Below are 15,621 nucleotides of genomic sequence, written 5' to 3' on the forward strand. Positions count from 1 at the left end.
GCTCAGTCGTCCTCGTCTTCGGGCAGGTCCGCCGAGGGCGTCTCGTCGGGCTTGCCGCCAATCACATACTTCTCGGCCGCCCAGGCGCCCAGGTCGATCTGCTTGCAGCGGTCGGAGCAGAAGGGACGGAACTTGTTTTCCTGCACCCACGGCACATCCTTGCCGCAGGTGGGACATTTGACGACGGCTGGCATCGGGAAGACTTCAGAAATTGCAGAGCTTGAGCAGGAACGGGATGTCGGCATCGACCGAACGCGGTCGCATGTCGCCGTCCTGCTGGGTGAAACGGACCCAGAGCATGTACTTGTTGGCGCTCATCTCGGGGATGAAGGCCAGCAGCGAGTCGTCGAGGTAGACCTGCATCAGCTGGTAGCTGCGGCCTGACAGCATCTGCTGGTAGCTGCCGCCCGTGGCGATGACCTTGCCGCTCTGGCCGGACTCGCGCAGCAGCCGCAGCACGATCGACGTGCCCATGCGCAGCGACGTGAGCGGGCGCGCCCACTTGAGGATATCGGCCTGGCGGTCCTCGGCAGGGCGGTGCTGCCACGCGAAATAGGCCGGCAGGTCGAATTCGCAGGTGCCGCCCGGGATGATGGCGCGGCTGCGGATGCTCGTGAGCCACTCGTTGTCGGCCAGCAGCTGGCCAGCCTTGCCCACGGTTTGGTTCAGCGCGGTAATGCCCTGTTCGATCTCGGCAATGACGTTGGCCAGCGCGTCCTGGTCGATCTGCGGATTGGCGCGCAGCGGCGAGAGCGCCTGGCGCTGGCGCTCCAGTTCCTTGATCAGGTCGGTCTTGAGGTCGGCGCGGCCGGCCACGTCGATGATCTCGAAGATCGTCGTAATGGCCACGTGATGCTGCTGCGGGTGAACCTGCCCGAGGAAATAATCCAGCCGATCGAACAGGTCTTCCAGGCGCAGGAGCGTCCTGATGCGTTCGTTGAAAGGATATTCGTACAGGATCAAGGGAGGTATCCGTGCTGCGCGCCGAGGGGCCGGAAGCCGAAGGGCAGTTTCAATCGAGTGCCGGAGGACGGCGGTCTGGCGGAACTTCGGAAAATCCGTCAGTTAGCACGCTTTTCCCGGCATGTTCAGCGCATTCTATGCGAGTCGCGCCCCGAGGACAAATGCAATCTGCCCGTGCGGCGTACTCGGGGCGTGCCGTGCTAGCCGGCGTGCTGGCGATACTTGGCGTCGAGCCGCGCCACCTGGGGCGCGAGGGCTTCGGGCGGGCCGTCGTTGTCGATCACATCGTCGGCCACGGCCAGCCGCGCGGCGCGCGTGGCCTGCCGGGCCATGATCGCCAGCGCCTGCGCGCGCGTGAAGCCGTTGCGCGCCATCACACGGGCGATCTGGGTCTCTTCCTGGCAGTCGACCACCAGCACGCGGCCCACGCGGGCGCGCCAGCTGCCGGATTCCACCAGCAGCGGCACCACATAGATCAGATACGGATGCTGGCCGCCCGCGCGGACGGCGGCGGCGCGGGACTCCGTCAGCGAACGGATCAGCGGATGGGTGATGCCCTCGAGCGTGGCCTTGGCCGTCGGGTCCGAGAAGACCAGGGCGCGCATGGCGTCGCGGTCCATGGCGCCGTCCGGGCGCAGGCACCCGGGGCCGAACGCCGCCACGAGCGGGCCGATGGCGGCGCCGCCGGGCGCGGTGATTTCATGCGCGAGCAGGTCGGTATCGATCAGCGCGGCGCCGCGTGCGGCAAACATGTCGGCAACGCGGGTCTTGCCGGAGCCGATGCCGCCCGTGAGTCCGATTTCCAGCATGGAGAAGCGTGTCGGTAGCGTGGAGGAATGGCGCCAACGATACCAGTTTTCCCGTCAGCGGCTGAAGGTCAGCCCCAGCGGCAGCACATCGGCGCCGAAGAACAGCACGATCAGCCCCGCGCCGGCGATGAACGGCCCGAACGGGAACGGCGTCTCGCGGCCCTGGCGCCGCACGACCAGCAGCACGATGCCGAACACCGCGCCCACGATCGACGACAGCAGCACCAGCGCCGGCAGCGCCTGCCAGCCGAACCAGGCGCCCAGCGCGCCCATCAGCTTGAAGTCGCCATAACCCATGCCCTCCTTGCCGCGCACGAGCTTGAACAGCCAGTAGACGCTCCACAGCAGCAGGTAGCCGGCGGCGGCGCCAATCACGGCATCGGCCAGCGGCGCGAAGGCGCCGTTCAGGTTCAGCAGCAGCCCGAGCCAGAGCAGGGGCAGCGTGATCTGGTCCGGCAGCAACTGGGTGTCGGCGTCGATCATGGTCAGCGCGACCAGGCTCCAGACCATGACGATGGCGGCCAGCGCCTGCACGGTCGCGCCGAAATGCCACATCGCCAGCGCGCTCAGCACGGCCGTGGCCAGTTCCACCAGCGGATAGCGGATACCGATGGGCGCCTTGCAGGCCGAGCATTTCCCACGCAGGAGCAGGTAGCTGATCACCGGCACATTTTCCCAGGCGGCGATCTGGTGGCCGCAGTGCGGGCAGGCCGAGCGCGGCACCATGAGGTTGTAGCGGTCCGGGTGGGGCAGCGGCTCGTCTCGGAGTTCGGCCAGATAGTTGGCCTCGTCGTGCTCCATCATCCGGGGCAGGCGATGGATCACCACGTTGAGGAAACTGCCCACCAGCAGGCCCAGCAGGCCGGCCGCCACGATCAGGAACAGCGGCGGCACGGCTTCAAGCGCGGATACAGCCTGCATCGGTCACACCACCTGGCCCAGCTTGAAGATCGGCAGGTACATCGCCACCACCATGCCGCCAATCAGCACGCCCAGGATCACGATGATCAGCGGCTCGATCAGGCTGGAGATGGCCGCCACGGCGTCATCGACCTCGCGCTCGTAGAATTCCGCCACCTTGAGCAGCATGTTGTCCAGCGCGCCAGACTCCTCGCCAATCTGCGTCATCTGGAGCACCATGTTGTCGAACACGTGCGTGGCCTGCATGGCGTTGGTCAGGCTGGTACCGATCCGCACGGCCTGTTCGATTTCCCGCGTGGCATCGTAATACAGCCAGTTACCGGCGGCGCCGGCCACGGATTCCATCGACTCCACCAGCGGCGTGCCGGCGGCGAACATCGTGGCCAGCGTGCGGGTCCAGCGTGCGATCACGGCCTTGCGGAACAGGCTGCCGAAGATCGGCAGCTTCAGCAGTGCCTTGTCGTGCCAGCGCTGGACCTTTTCGGAGGTCTTGCGCGCCCGGATGTAGAAGATGATCGAGGCAATCGGTATCCCGATCACCAGATACCAGTACGTGACGAAGAAGTCGGACATGTTGATCACGACCATCGTCGGCGCAGGCAGGGCGGCGCCGAAGCTCGAGAACACGCCCTTGAACGCCGGAATCACGAACAGCATCAGCACCACGGTCACGGCGAAGGCCACGCAGAGCACCGAGATCGGGTAGATCATCGCGGACTTGATCTGGCTCTTCAGCGCGATGGTCTTTTCCATGTAGAGCGAAAGGCGCTCCAGCAGGGCATCGAGAATACCGCCCTGCTCACCCGCGTCGATCAGGTTGCAGTACAGCGTGTCGAAGTACTTCGGCTGGCGCCGGAACGCCGTGGCCATGCTGCTGCCGGCCTCGATGTCGAAGCGGATGTCGGACAGCAGCTGGGTGAAATTGGGGTTGGCGTGGCCGCGCGCGATGATGTCGATCGATTGCAGCAGCGGAATGCCGGCCTTGAGCATGGTCGAGAGCTGGCGCGTGAAGTACGCAATATCCTTCTCGGTGATCTTCTTGCCGCGCGCCGCCTTGCGCTTCTTCATCTTGACGACGGTCAGCCCCTGCTTGCGCAGCGTGGCGACGACCTCCGCCTGGCTTTCGGCCCGTTGCTCGCCCTTGAAGCCCTTGCCCTTCCGGTCCTTGGCTTCCCACTCGAAGATGTATTGCGTGGGCGCCTTCCGCCCTGATTTGGCCCGCGACGGCGCTGCCGTCCGGGCGCCCGCCGCTGGTGCGCGCGTCGCCATGATTTGACCCCCGACTAATGTCTATTGACTATTGTTTTACGTATTGGTGGTCGCCAGCACTTCTTCGAGTGACGTGACGCCCTGTTTGACCTTGAGCAGGCCAGATTCCCGCAAAGATAGCACGCCGTCCCGGCGCGCCTGCTCGGCGATTTGCAGCGCCGTGCCGTGCGACAGAATGATCTGCTGCATGGCTTCCGTAATCGGCATGACCTGGTAAATACCGCAGCGGCCCTTGTAGCCGCTGCCATTGCAGCGCTCGCAGCCCACCGGGTGGTAGGGCTGCCAGCTGCCGTCGGTGTCGGCCTCGGTGAAGCCGGCGTCGAGCAGGGCCGGCTTGGGAATGTCGCCCGCACGCTTGCAGGTGCAGAGCCGGCGCGCCAGCCGCTGCGCCGTGATCATCAGCACCGACGACGCGATGTTGAACGGCGCCACGCCCATGTTCATCAGGCGCGTGAGCGTGGTCGGGGCGTCGTTGGTGTGCAGCGTGGAGAGCACCAGGTGGCCCGTCTGGGCGGCCTTGATCGAGATATCGGCGGTTTCCAGGTCGCGGATTTCGCCGACCATGATGATGTCCGGATCCTGCCGCAGGAACGACTTCAGCGCCGCCGCGAAGGTCAGGCCGGCCTTGTCGTTCACGTTCACCTGGTTGATGCCGGGCAGTTGGATTTCCGCCGGATCCTCGGCCGTGGAGATATTGATGTCGCCCTGGTTCAGCATGTTCAGGAACGTATAGAGCGACACCGTCTTGCCGCTGCCGGTGGGGCCGGTGACCAGCACCATCCCGTACGGCCGCTTGATCACCTCCAGCAGCAGCGCCTTCTGCGCGGGCTCGTAGCCGAGCTGGTCGATGTCGAGCTTGTCGGACGAGGATTCCAGAATCCGCATCACGATCTTCTCGCCGAACAGCGTGGGCAGCGTGGAGACGCGGAAGTCGATCGCTTTCTCGATGACCTCCTTGGCGTCCTTGTCCTTGGGCAGCGAGAGCAGCAGCTTCATGCGGCCGTCCTGCGGCACGCGCTTTTCCGAGATGTCCAGGCGCGACAGCACCTTGATCCGGGTGGCGATCTTGTCGCGGATATCGAGCGGCGGACGCGCCACTTCCTGCAGCACGCCGTCCACGCGGAAGCGCACGCGGTAGAAGAACTCGAAGGGCTCGAAGTGCAAGTCCGATGCGCCGCGCTGGAAGGCTTCGGTCAGCAGCTTCTGGAGGAAGCGCACCACGGGGGCATCGTCGATTTCGTTGCCCGGCGTGCCCTTGCGGGCGCCGGCCGCAGCGGCCACCGGGTCGTACTCGATCATCTTGGTGGCGGTGGGCGTCACGGGGGAGATGTTCTTCATCGTCCCGAGCGCCTCGCCGGCGGCGCGCACGTGCTTCATCAGCTTGTCGTGCTCTACCACCACGGTTTCCACCGGCAGGTTGAACTTCTGCTTGATGGCGTCCACACCGGCCTGGTTGGTCGGGTCGGACAGCGCCACGATGAGCCGGTTCTCACGGCGGCCCAGCGGCAGCAGGCGGTGGGCGTGGAATTCGCGGTTGCCGGCCAGCGCGGGCGGCACGCGGTTGAGGTTGTACTGGGCCAGGTCCAGCAGCGGCAACTGGTACTTGTCGGCGGCGAAGATGGCCACGTCGTGGGCAGACATGGTGCCGCTGCCGATGATCTCGTCAATCAGCTGCGACTTCTTCTCCCGGGCCGATTGCTCAAGCTGCGCGAGTAGCGCGGGGGCGATCCGTCGGCTCTGGGCGAGCGCAAGGCCTAGTGTCATGGCGAAATACGAGCGATAAGCGCACGATCGGATGAAGCCGGCCGGCGGCGCGTTTGACTGCGGCGGGATCGGGTGCAAAGGGTCCCGGACCGGGGCAGTTTGCCGTCGGGGTCACTTTTTGTAAAGCGACGGGGCGGGCGCGTTGGCGTTTGCGCGACACGTCCGCAACCCTACTTGCGCGGGGGAAGGAGAAGGGGGGCGGGAAACGAAAAAAGCCGCACATTGCTGTGCGGCTTTTTCGTGGACATCACGCTGGCGCATGACATCGAAATCTGGTCGGGGTGAGAGGATTCGAACCTCCGGCCTCTACGTCCCGAACGTAGCGCTCTACCAGGCTAAGCTACACCCCGATTTCTTGGTACTGCTAGGGTTTTTTCGCGCTGACTTGTCGGTGCGTTGTTACGACTGACGTTGCAGCGAGAAAGCACACAAGTGTATCAGCGTTTCCTTCAGTTGGGAAGAGGGAAATTGCATTGCTGCCTTTTCCGCGGCTTCCGCTTCGCGCTGGGCGGCGGCGAACGTCACCTCCAGCGCGCCGCTGGCGTGAATGGCCGAGAAGACTGCATCAAAGTGTTCCGTCCCGCCTTCGACGATGGCCTCGCGTGCGAGTTCGCGCTGTTCCGCCGTGCCGTGCTCGAGCAGGTGCAGCAGTGGCAGCGTGGGCTTGCCTTCGCGCAGGTCGTCGCCGGCGTTCTTGCCCATCTGCTCGGCGCTGGCCGTGTAGTCGAGCATATCGTCGATCAGCTGGAATGCCGTGCCGATGCGGCGGCCGTACTCGGCTGCGGCTTCTTCCATGGCGGGATCCGCGCCGGCCAGCACCGCGCCCAGTTCCGCGGAGGCTTCGAACAGCTTGGCGGTCTTGTAGCGGATGACCTGGAGGTAGCGCTCCACGGTCACGTCCGGGTCGTGCATGTTCAGCAGTTGCAGGACCTCGCCCTCGGCAATCACGTTGGTTGCATTGGAGAGGATCTCCATGATGCGCATGCTGCCGGCTTCCACCATCATCTGGAAGGCGCGCGAATAGAGGAAGTCGCCCACCAGCACGCTGGCCGCGTTGCCGAACACCGCGTTGGCGGTCTGGCGGCCACGGCGCAGCTCGGATTCGTCCACCACGTCGTCGTGGAGCAGCGTGGCGGTGTGGATGAACTCCACCACCGCGGCGAGTTCGTGATGGCGATGGCCGTCGTAGCCGAACGCGCGCGCCGAAAGCAGCAGGATGACTGGACGCAGCCGTTTGCCGCCAGCACCGATGATGTATTCGCCGATCTGCTCGATCAGGGGCACTTCAGAGGACAGGCGGCGCCGGATGACGGCATCGACGGCGCGCATGTCGGCAGCGACCGGGGCAAGCAAGGCAGTGGCGGAAGACTGGGACAAGATGGAATCACCGGTTCGCAAAACCGGAGGATTATATGCGATCGCGGTGTCGCCATGGCCGCTGGCATGCGGCCGGAACGCCCCGGAAGGGGCGGCGCCTATCTATAATGACGGCATGAACAAGGCCCCTGCCACCCGTCGGCAGGTCCGCCGCACCGCCTGGTGGGTGGCGTTTGCCGCCCTTGCCGGGTTCCTGCTCGCCGACCTGACCTGACCCGCATCCCCGGCGCGAAGTGCGTCAGTCGCCGCTGCGCAACGCTCCGGCGGGCTATCTATTTGTTTCCGTTGGCTTTTCTTTGACCTTTCCGTATCACGCCCTTTGCGCTTTCGGGAAAACTGGTCTACAATCGCCGGTTCCTTCGGTTGGTTTGCGCTGTATACGGGCGAATCGCCGGACGGCAAAGCAGCAAGTCGGCGCACGAAACGGCGCCGGTCCCGTGAGATACCGGGGCAGCATTCAACGTTTCATTCACATCGAGAGGTTCGACAATGTACGCGGTCGTAAAAACCGGCGGCAAGCAATACAAGGTTGCTGCTGGCGAAAAACTTAAAGTAGAACAGATACCGGCAGACATTGGCGCAGAAATCACGCTGGACCAGGTGCTCGCAGTGGGCGCCGGCGACCAAATCAAGTTTGGTACGCCGCTGGTGAGCGGGGCTTCCGTCAAGGCTACCGTGATCTCCCAAGGTCGTCACGACAAGGTGAAGATCTTCAAGATGCGCCGTCGCAAGCACTACCAGAAGCGCCAGGGCCATCGTCAGAATTACACCGAACTGCGCATCGAAGCCATCGTTGCCTGAGCATTGCTCGGACATCAGGCATTCAACGCAATCAGGTAAACAGGAGTTAAGACATGGCACAGAAAAAAGGCGGCGGTTCCACGCGGAACGGCCGTGATTCGGAATCGAAGCGTCTGGGCGTGAAGGTGTACGGTGGCCAGGCCATCAACGCCGGCGGCATCATCGTTCGCCAACGCGGCACCCGCGTGCACGCTGGTGACAACGTGGGTATCGGCAAGGACCACACCCTGTTCGCGCTGGTGGACGGCCACGTGCAGTTCGCCGTCAAGGGCGCTGCCAAGAAGCAGCAAGTCAGCGTCGTTCCGGCGGCCTGATAACAGCCTTTGCAGCCCGAAGGCCCCGCAACACTTGCGGGGCCTTTTCATTTCTGGCATGAATAAAGCCGGCCCGATCCATCTGGGAAGACCAATATGAAGTTCATCGACGAAGCCCGAATCGAGGCGATTGCCGGCAATGGCGGCAACGGGAGTGCGTCGTTCCGGCGCGAGAAGTTTGTGCCCTTCGGTGGCCCCGATGGCGGTGACGGCGGGCGGGGCGGCAGCGTGTTCGCGCAGGCCGACCGCAATATCAATACCCTGATCGACTATCGCTATTCCAAGAAGCACGTGGCGCGTAACGGCGAGAACGGCCGTGGCTCGGACTGCTACGGCGCTGCCGGCGAGGACGTCACGCTGCGCATGCCGGTCGGCACGCTGATCATGGACATGGACACCGGCGAGGTCATCGCCGACCTGACCGAGCACGGCCAGACCGTGTGCCTGGCCGAAGGCGGCATGGGCGGCTGGGGCAATCTCCACTTCAAGTCGAGTACCAACCGCGCGCCGCGCCAGCAGGTGGACGGCAAGCCCGGCGAGCGCCGCATGCTGCGGCTCGAACTCAAGGTGCTGGCCGACGTGGGCCTGCTCGGCATGCCGAACGCGGGCAAGTCGACGTTCATCTCGCATATCTCGAACGCGCGGCCCAAGGTGGCCGACTATCCGTTCACGACGCTGCATCCGAACCTGGGCGTGGTCCGCGTGGATCACGAGCAGTCGTTCGTGGTGGCGGACATCCCCGGCCTGATCGAAGGCGCCGCCGAAGGCGCCGGCCTGGGTCACCAGTTCCTGCGCCATCTCCAGCGCACGGGCCTCTTGCTGCACATTGTGGACATCGCCCCGTTCGATGAGAACGTCGATCCGGTGGCCGAGGCGCGCGCCATCGTCAATGAGCTGAAGAAGTACGACGAAACGCTGTACGAGAAGCCGCGCTGGCTCGTGCTGAACAAGCTCGACGTGGTGCCCGACGAAGAGCGCGCCACGCGCGTGAAGGACTTCGTCAAGCGCTACAAGTGGAAGGGACCGGTATTCCACATTTCGGCGCTGACCGGCGAGGGCTGCCGTGAACTGATCTACGCGATCAAGGACCATCTGGCCGCGATCAAGGCCGAGGAGGCCGCCGCGCTGGCCGAGCCCGATATCCGCCTGGACGACCGCCTGCACAACGTGGCGCCCGATGCCGGCGCCGGCGACCAGGGCAACCAGGCCTGACGCCTCGCGGCGAGGGCCAGCCAGCACCGCAGAATAACCAGAACACCCGGCACCCGGAGACAGGATCCTCGCCATGCAATCGGTCATCGCCCAGGCAAAACGCATCGTCGTCAAGGTAGGCTCGAGCCTGGTCACCAATGATGGGAAAGGGCTGGACCACGACGCCATCGCGCGCTGGGCGGCCCAGATCGCCAAGCTGCGCGGCGCGGGCAAGGAGGTGGTGCTGGTCAGCTCCGGCGCCATCGCCGAGGGCATGCAGCGCCTGGGCTGGGTGCGCCGGCCCAAGGAAATCCACGAGTTGCAGGCCGCCGCCGCCGTCGGGCAGATGGGGCTGGCCCAGGTCTACGAGAGCCAGTTCGGGCGCTACGGCATCCGCACCGCCCAGGTGCTGCTGACTCACGCCGACCTGGCCGACCGGGAACGCTACCTGAACGCCCGCTCCACGCTGCTGACGCTGCTCTCGCTTGGCGTGGTGCCGATCATCAACGAGAACGACACGGTCGTGACCGACGAAATCAAGTTCGGCGACAACGACACGCTGGGCGCGCTCGTCACCAACCTGATCGAAGGCGATGCGCTGGTCATCCTGACCGACCAGCGCGGGCTGTACTCCGCCGATCCGCGCAAGGACCCGAACGCCACGTTCGTGGACGAGGCGCTGGCCGGCACGCCGGAGCTGGAAGCCATGGCGGGCGGCGCCGGGTCGTCGATCGGCAGGGGCGGCATGCTGACCAAGATCCTGGCGGCCAAGCGCGCGGCGAAGTCCGGCGCGCACACCACCATCGCCTCGGGCCGCGAGGCCGACGTGCTGGGCCGGCTGGCCGAAGGCGAGGCCATCGGCACCCAATTGCTGGCGCCGACAGGCCGCCTGACCGCGCGCAAGCAGTGGATGGCAGATCACTTGCAGCTGCGCGGCCGGGTGGTCATCGACAATGGTGCGGTGGAGAAGCTGATCAGTGGCGGCAAGTCGCTGCTGCCGATTGGCGTGGTGGAAGTGCAGGGCGAATTTGCGCGTGGCGAAGTGATCGCCTGCGTGAGCCCGGCCGGCCACGAGGTGGCGCGCGGCATCACCAACTATTCGAGCGCCGAGGCGCGGCTGATTGCCCGCAAGCCGTCGTCCGAGATCGAATCGGTGCTGGGCCACCTGAACGAGCCGGAGCTGATTCACCGGGACAACCTCGTACTCGTCTGATTTCTACGAGGCCCCAAGCAAAACCAAGCAAGACCATACAAAACGGCGAGGCCCTGGGGCCTCGCCGTTTTGCATTCCAGCCTTGCCGGGGTGCCGGCCTAGCGGCTTAGCGGCCTAGCGGCTGGGCGCGTAGGCGCGCAGGTCCTTGATCATCTTCTCCGGGGTGCCGGCCACGGTGCGGCCTTCGCAGAAGAAATCGGTCGCCAGCGTGGCCGAGTAGGCGTTGCGGGAGCGGGTTTGCATCCGGTACCAGGTGTCGCGGTCGTCGGCGCGGTTCGGAATCCACTCGGTGGCGCCCTGCGGCAGCGTGGCGTAGAGCTTGCGCTCGAAGGCGTCGCAGCGCATGCCCTCGAAGTTCACGTTGCGGGCGCCGCCCGGGCTGGTGATGACGACGGTGAAGCGCACCACCCGGTCCGGCCCCACGCTGATGGACTTGCTGTCCACCGCGAAGCGGAATTCTCCGCTGCCGTTGACCGAGAACGGAATCAGGTCCGCATCCTTGGGCGGCGGCGGCAGGCCGATCTCGGATTCCTTGAAGGCCCTTTCCTCGAACGGATTGACAAAGCCCGACTCTTCCTCGGGCAGGCCCTTGCTGGTGGTCTTGCAGCCGGCCAGCGCCAGGCAGGCTGCGGCAAGCAACAGACCGGCGCGTACGCGCCGGCCGGTGAAACTAGTCATCGGAACTCCGTTGGGTAGGTGCCGGGCTGGCCGGCGAAGCGGGCACGGCTTCCTGGATCGCCGTGGCGGCGGTCTCAGGCACGGCACCGGACACGGCCACTGGCTGCTCCGGGCGTGGCGCGTCCCCATGCCGGCTTTCGCCGCCATGGTGCCCGTTGTGGCCGGGGTGGCCGTGATTCCCGGGGAAACCATGGTGGCCATGGGTGCCGTAGGGGCTCAGCGGCGCGCGGCCACGGTTCAGGAAGCGCGACAACTCGGTCAGCGCCATCTGGTAGACATCGCGCTTGAATTCGATGACCGCGTCCAGCGGCACCCAGTACTGGCTCCAGCGCCAGGCGTCGAATTCGGGATGGTCCGTGGCACGCAGGTGGATGTCGCAATCGCGGCAGACCATGCGCAACAGGAACCAGATCTGCTTCTGGCCCTTATAGTGGCCGCGGATTTCGCGGCGGATGAACTTGTCCGGCACCTCATAACGCAACCAGTCGCGCGTGCGACCGACGATCCTGACGTGCTCCGGAAGCAGGCCGACTTCTTCCTGCAGCTCGCGGTACATGGCCTGTTCCGGCGTCTCGCCGTACTTGATGCCGCCCTGCGGAAACTGCCAGGAGTGTTCGCCGATTCGCTTGCCCCAGAAAACCTCGTTACGTGCGTTGATGAGGATGATGCCGACGTTCGGGCGAAAGCCTTCACGATCGAGCATGACTGCACCTCGAATCCTTTAGAATTACGTCGATTATAAAGGAAGCGCGCGGGTCGGCCTGACGCCGGGAATGCTGGTTTTCCCCGAGCGGGAAGGGCAGTTTCCGGCGCGTCCCGCCAAATGAAATGCCGCGCCTGGCCAGGCCGGCGCTGCCGGGCACTGCCCGACTCACGAGAAAGCAACGGATGAAAGCCTCGCAATTCTTCATTTCCACCCTCAAGGAAGCCCCCGCCGACGCGGAAATCGTGTCGCACAAACTCATGATGCGGGCTGGCATGATCAAAAAGGTCGGCGCCGGCATCTACAGCTACATGCCGGTGGGGCTGCGCGTGATCCGCAAGGTGGAGAACATCGTCCGCGAGGAAATGAACCGCGCTGGCGCCCTGGAACTGTCGATGCCCGTGATCCAGCCGGCCGAACTCTGGCAGGAGACCGGCCGCTGGGACAAGATGGGCCCCGAGCTGCTGCGCCTGAAAGACCGCCACGAGCGCGATTTCGTCATGCAGCCTACCTCCGAGGAAGTGGTCACGGACATCGCCCGCAGCGACATCCGCAGCTACAAGCAGCTCCCGGTCAACTTCTATCAGATTCAGACCAAGTTCCGCGACGAGCGCCGGCCCCGCTTCGGCATCATGCGCGGCCGCGAGTTCACCATGAAGGACGCTTATTCCTTCGACCGCGACCTGGACGGCCTGAAGGCGTCGTACCGCAACATGTACGACACCTACACGCGCATCTTCCAGCGTTTCGGGCTGGAATTCCGTGCCGTGGCGGCCGATAACGGCGCCATCGGCGGCTCGGGCTCGCACGAATTCCACGTGATTGCCGATACCGGCGAGGACGCCATCGTCTACTGCCCCACCTCGGACTACGCCGCCAACATGGAGGCTGCCGAGGCCCTGCCGCTGGCCGCCGCCCGCCCCGCGCCGGCCGAGGCCATGGCCAAGACCCACACGCCGGGCAAGGCCAAGTGCGAGCAAGTGGCGGAATTCCTGAATATTCCGCTGGCGCGCACGGTGAAGTCGATCGTGCTGGCCAAGGACACCGACGCCGGCGCCGAGATCTGGCTGCTGCTGTTGCGTGGCGACCACGAACTGAACGAGGTCAAGGCGTCGAAGGTGCCCGGCCTGCTCGATTTCCGCTTCGCGACCGAAAACGAGATCGTCGACACCTTCGGCTGCCCCCCGGGCTACCTCGGCCCGATCGGCACGAAGAAGCCGGTGAAGCTGGTGGCGGACCGCACGGTAGCCAACATGGCCGATTTCTGCTGTGGCGCCAATGACCGCGACTACCACTACACCGGCGTGAACTGGGGCCGCGATCTGCCCGAGCCGATGGTGGCGGACCTGCGCAACGTGGTGGCCGGCGACGCCTCCCCGGACGGCAAGGGCACGCTGGAAATCTGCCGGGGCATCGAGGTGGGCCACGTGTTCATGCTCGGCACCCGGTATTCGGAGTCGATGAGCGCCACCTACCTCGACGAGAACGGCAAGACCCAGCCGATGCAGATGGGCTGCTACGGCATTGGCGTGACGCGGATTCTTGGCGCCGCCATCGAACAGAACTACGATGAGCGCGGCATCATCTGGCCGGCCGCCATCGCCCCGTTTGCGGTGGTGGTCTGCCCGGTCGGCTACGACCGCAACGAAGCCGTGCGCGCGGAAGCCGACCGCATCCATGCCGAACTGCTGGCGGCCGGTGTCGATGTGATCCTGGACGACCGTGGCGAGCGCCCCGGCGTGATGTTTGCCGACTGGGAACTGATTGGCGTGCCGCACCGCGTGGTGGTGGGCGACCGTGGCCTGAAGGAAGGCAAGGTCGAATACCAGGGCCGCCGCGACGCCCAGGCCACCCCGGTGGCCGTGGCTGACGTGGTGGGCCATGTGCGCAGCCGGCTGGCCAGCTGAAATCCGCTGTTGATGTAAGGAAAAGGAAGCCGATGCGCGCGTTACGCCTGTTCACCCCCCGCCGCTGGCCCGCGCTGGCCGGCGGCCTGCTGCTGGCCGCTGCGGCGGCCACGGCCCATGCGGGGGCGCAGAAGGAGGAGGCGCTGGCCGACTCCGTGCGCGGCGCGCTGGCGGCGGCCATTGCCGATGGCCGGCCGGTCCGGCCGGCGTTCGCCTCGGGCGGCGAGCGGCTCGGCTACCTGAAATGGCTGGGCGAGATGTCGCGCCGGCTCGAATCCCGGATTCCCGAGCCGCAGATCCGCGTGGAACTGATCGAGACGGTCTACTACGAGGCCAAGCGGGCCGGGCTGGAGCCGTCGCTGGTGCTGGGGCTGGTCCAGGTGGAAAGCGGATTCCGGAAATATGCGATCAGCTCGGCCGATGCACGCGGGCTGATGCAGGTCATGCCGTTCTGGGTGCGCACCATCGGCGATGGCGACGTGCGCAAGCTGTTCCACCTCCAGAGCAACCTGCGCTACGGCTGCACCATCCTGCGCCACTACCTGGACCGCGAGAACGGCGACCTGTTCCTGGCGCTCGGCCGCTACAACGGCAGCCGTGGCCGCCCGGAGTACCCCAACGCCGTGTTGGGGGCGTGGAAGCGCTGGCAGTACTCGGAATCGACGGTGACGATCGCCGGCGACCCGGGCGCGGCCACCGTGCCGGCCCCGGCTGCCTCGCGCCGCCTGCCGCCGGAGTCTCCCGCGCGCAACCCGTTTTCGCCGCAGCGACTGGCCAATCCGTCATGACATTCGACTCCCGCACCGATGCCGGGGCCGCCGGGAAACAGGGCTACCACGCCTCCTCGCCGGAGCTGGAGCGCTGGCTGGCCCGCCATATCAAGCAGGGATTCAAAGCCGATGCGCTGGTGCTGTCGATGCAGCGCGCCGGCTACGATGCCACCTTCGCCCGGGCGATGGTGGCTGACGCGCTGGGCCAGCCGCACCCGGCCGCCGCCGATGCCGCCGGTGCCACCAAGGCGCCCGCCGCCAGGGCACGGCCGAAGTCGGACATGGTGGGCCCGGACCCCGCCGGCAACGCCATCCGTGACGCGGGCCGGGACATCCCGGTGCTGTTCCGCATCGAGGCGCCGCGCGTGATGCTGCTCCAGGGCCTGCTCAGCGAGGCCGAGTGCGACGCCATGGTGGCGCTCTCGCGTGACCGCATGCAGCGCTCGTCCGTGGTCAATCCCGCCACGGGCGACGAGAACGTCCACGAGGCCCGCACCAGTACCGGCGCGATGTTCCAGGTCGGCGAGCACCCGCTGCTCGAAGTGCTGGAGGCGCGCATCGCCGCCGTGACCGGCGTGCCGATGGAGCACGGCGAGGGCTTCCAGGTGCTCAACTACAAGCCCGGCGCCGAATACCAGCCGCACTACGACTATTTCAATCCGAAGAATCCGGGCGAGGCGCGCCAGATGGCCGTGGGCGGCCAGCGCGTGGCCACGCTGGTGATCTACCTGAACAGCACGCCCGCCGGCGGCGCCACCACCTTCCCGCGTATCGGGCTGGATGTGGCCCCGGTCAAGGGCAATGCGGTGTTCTTCAGCTACAGGCTGCCGGACGGCACGCTGGACGACCGCACGCTGCACGGCGGCATGCCGGTGGTGTCGGGGGAGAAGTGGATTGCCACCAAGTGGCTGCGCGAGCGGCCGTACCGGGTCGGAAGCTGA

General features: G+C 65.9%; 17 protein-coding genes and 1 tRNA gene. 8 read left to right on the forward strand and 10 right to left on the reverse strand.

The genetic code is table 11. The features are described from left to right. Positions 1 to 2: 2 nt before the first annotated feature. The 8 genes from yacG to SB751_RS04400 all read right to left on the reverse strand — a co-directional run bounded on the left by yacG (position 3) and on the right by SB751_RS04400 (position 7,055). The gene (gene yacG, locus SB751_RS04365) at positions 3 to 194 is read right to left on the reverse strand and encodes a DNA gyrase inhibitor YacG (protein ID WP_410747825.1); all 192 of its coding nucleotides are present in this window, start codon (positions 192 to 194) and stop codon (positions 3 to 5) included. Positions 195 to 204: 10 nt separating this feature from the next. Next, positions 205 to 963 (reverse strand): cell division protein ZapD, encoded by a 759-nt coding sequence (gene zapD / locus SB751_RS04370; protein WP_144201281.1) that lies wholly within the window; start codon positions 961 to 963, stop codon positions 205 to 207. A gap of 200 nt (positions 964 to 1,163) precedes the next feature. Continuing rightward, on the reverse strand, positions 1,164 to 1,772 hold the full coding sequence (gene coaE / locus SB751_RS04375) for a dephospho-CoA kinase (protein WP_144201283.1): 609 nt from the start codon (positions 1,770 to 1,772) through the stop codon (positions 1,164 to 1,166). A gap of 54 nt (positions 1,773 to 1,826) precedes the next feature. After that, positions 1,827 to 2,693: a prepilin peptidase gene (locus SB751_RS04380; protein ID WP_144201285.1), complete on the reverse strand. Its 867-nt coding sequence runs from the start codon at positions 2,691 to 2,693 to the stop codon at positions 1,827 to 1,829. 3 nt (positions 2,694 to 2,696) lie between these two features. Beyond that, positions 2,697 to 3,962: a type II secretion system F family protein gene (locus SB751_RS04385; RefSeq protein ID WP_144201287.1), complete on the reverse strand. Its 1,266-nt coding sequence runs from the start codon at positions 3,960 to 3,962 to the stop codon at positions 2,697 to 2,699. Positions 3,963 to 3,998: 36 nt separating this feature from the next. Continuing rightward, entirely contained in the window at positions 3,999 to 5,726 is a 1,728-nt protein-coding gene (pilB, locus tag SB751_RS04390) for a type IV-A pilus assembly ATPase PilB (protein WP_144201289.1), read from the reverse strand. A 273-nt stretch (positions 5,727 to 5,999) separates the two neighbouring features. Then, a tRNA-Pro gene (locus tag SB751_RS04395) sits at positions 6,000 to 6,076 on the reverse strand. A gap of 49 nt (positions 6,077 to 6,125) precedes the next feature. Next, a complete protein-coding gene (locus tag SB751_RS04400; RefSeq protein WP_144201291.1) occupies positions 6,126 to 7,055 on the reverse strand; it encodes a polyprenyl synthetase family protein in 930 nt (309 codons plus the stop codon). Here SB751_RS04400 and SB751_RS04405 point away from each other — a divergent pair. From SB751_RS04405 to proB, 5 genes are all read left to right on the forward strand, one after another. Continuing rightward, positions 7,033 to 7,317 (forward strand): hypothetical protein, encoded by a 285-nt coding sequence (locus SB751_RS04405; RefSeq protein ID WP_144201293.1) that lies wholly within the window; start codon positions 7,033 to 7,035, stop codon positions 7,315 to 7,317. The two genes, SB751_RS04400 and SB751_RS04405, sit on opposite strands and share 23 nt — an antisense overlap. 275 nt (positions 7,318 to 7,592) lie before the next feature. After that, on the forward strand, positions 7,593 to 7,904 hold the full coding sequence (rplU, locus tag SB751_RS04410; protein ID WP_006576525.1) for a 50S ribosomal protein L21: 312 nt from the start codon (positions 7,593 to 7,595) through the stop codon (positions 7,902 to 7,904). A 53-nt stretch (positions 7,905 to 7,957) separates the two neighbouring features. Next, on the forward strand, positions 7,958 to 8,218 hold the full coding sequence (rpmA, locus tag SB751_RS04415; RefSeq protein WP_061955320.1) for a 50S ribosomal protein L27: 261 nt from the start codon (positions 7,958 to 7,960) through the stop codon (positions 8,216 to 8,218). Between the two features lie 96 nt (positions 8,219 to 8,314). Continuing rightward, a complete protein-coding gene (cgtA, locus tag SB751_RS04420; RefSeq protein WP_144201295.1) occupies positions 8,315 to 9,430 on the forward strand; it encodes an Obg family GTPase CgtA in 1,116 nt (371 codons plus the stop codon). Positions 9,431 to 9,503: 73 nt separating this feature from the next. Beyond that, a complete protein-coding gene (gene proB, locus SB751_RS04425) occupies positions 9,504 to 10,622 on the forward strand; it encodes a glutamate 5-kinase (RefSeq protein ID WP_144201298.1) in 1,119 nt (372 codons plus the stop codon). 114 nt (positions 10,623 to 10,736) lie between these two features. Here proB and SB751_RS04430 read toward each other — a convergent pair whose 3' ends face one another. Beyond that, the gene (locus SB751_RS04430; RefSeq protein ID WP_144201300.1) at positions 10,737 to 11,300 is read right to left on the reverse strand and encodes a CNP1-like family protein; all 564 of its coding nucleotides are present in this window, start codon (positions 11,298 to 11,300) and stop codon (positions 10,737 to 10,739) included. After that, positions 11,293 to 12,003 (reverse strand): RNA pyrophosphohydrolase, encoded by a 711-nt coding sequence (locus tag SB751_RS04435; protein WP_144201302.1) that lies wholly within the window; start codon positions 12,001 to 12,003, stop codon positions 11,293 to 11,295. Before SB751_RS04435 ends, SB751_RS04430 begins: the two co-directional genes overlap by 8 nt. Before the next feature lie 185 nt (positions 12,004 to 12,188). Here SB751_RS04435 and SB751_RS04440 point away from each other — a divergent pair, with 185 nt between their 5' ends. Genes SB751_RS04440 through SB751_RS04450 form a run of 3 tightly spaced genes read left to right on the forward strand, consistent with a single transcriptional unit; the run spans position 12,189 to position 15,621 of the window. Further along, positions 12,189 to 13,910: a proline--tRNA ligase gene (locus SB751_RS04440; protein ID WP_144201304.1), complete on the forward strand. Its 1,722-nt coding sequence runs from the start codon at positions 12,189 to 12,191 to the stop codon at positions 13,908 to 13,910. A 32-nt stretch (positions 13,911 to 13,942) separates the two neighbouring features. Beyond that, the gene (locus SB751_RS04445) at positions 13,943 to 14,698 is read left to right on the forward strand and encodes a lytic transglycosylase domain-containing protein (protein ID WP_144201306.1); all 756 of its coding nucleotides are present in this window, start codon (positions 13,943 to 13,945) and stop codon (positions 14,696 to 14,698) included. Then, positions 14,695 to 15,621, forward strand: a complete 927-nt coding sequence (locus tag SB751_RS04450; RefSeq protein WP_144201308.1) for a 2OG-Fe(II) oxygenase — start codon at positions 14,695 to 14,697, stop codon at positions 15,619 to 15,621. Before SB751_RS04445 ends, SB751_RS04450 begins: the two co-directional genes overlap by 4 nt.

Source organism: Cupriavidus sp. SIMBA_020 (genome assembly GCF_046535395.1).
Classification (GTDB): Bacteria; Pseudomonadota; Gammaproteobacteria; order Burkholderiales; family Burkholderiaceae; genus Cupriavidus; species Cupriavidus campinensis.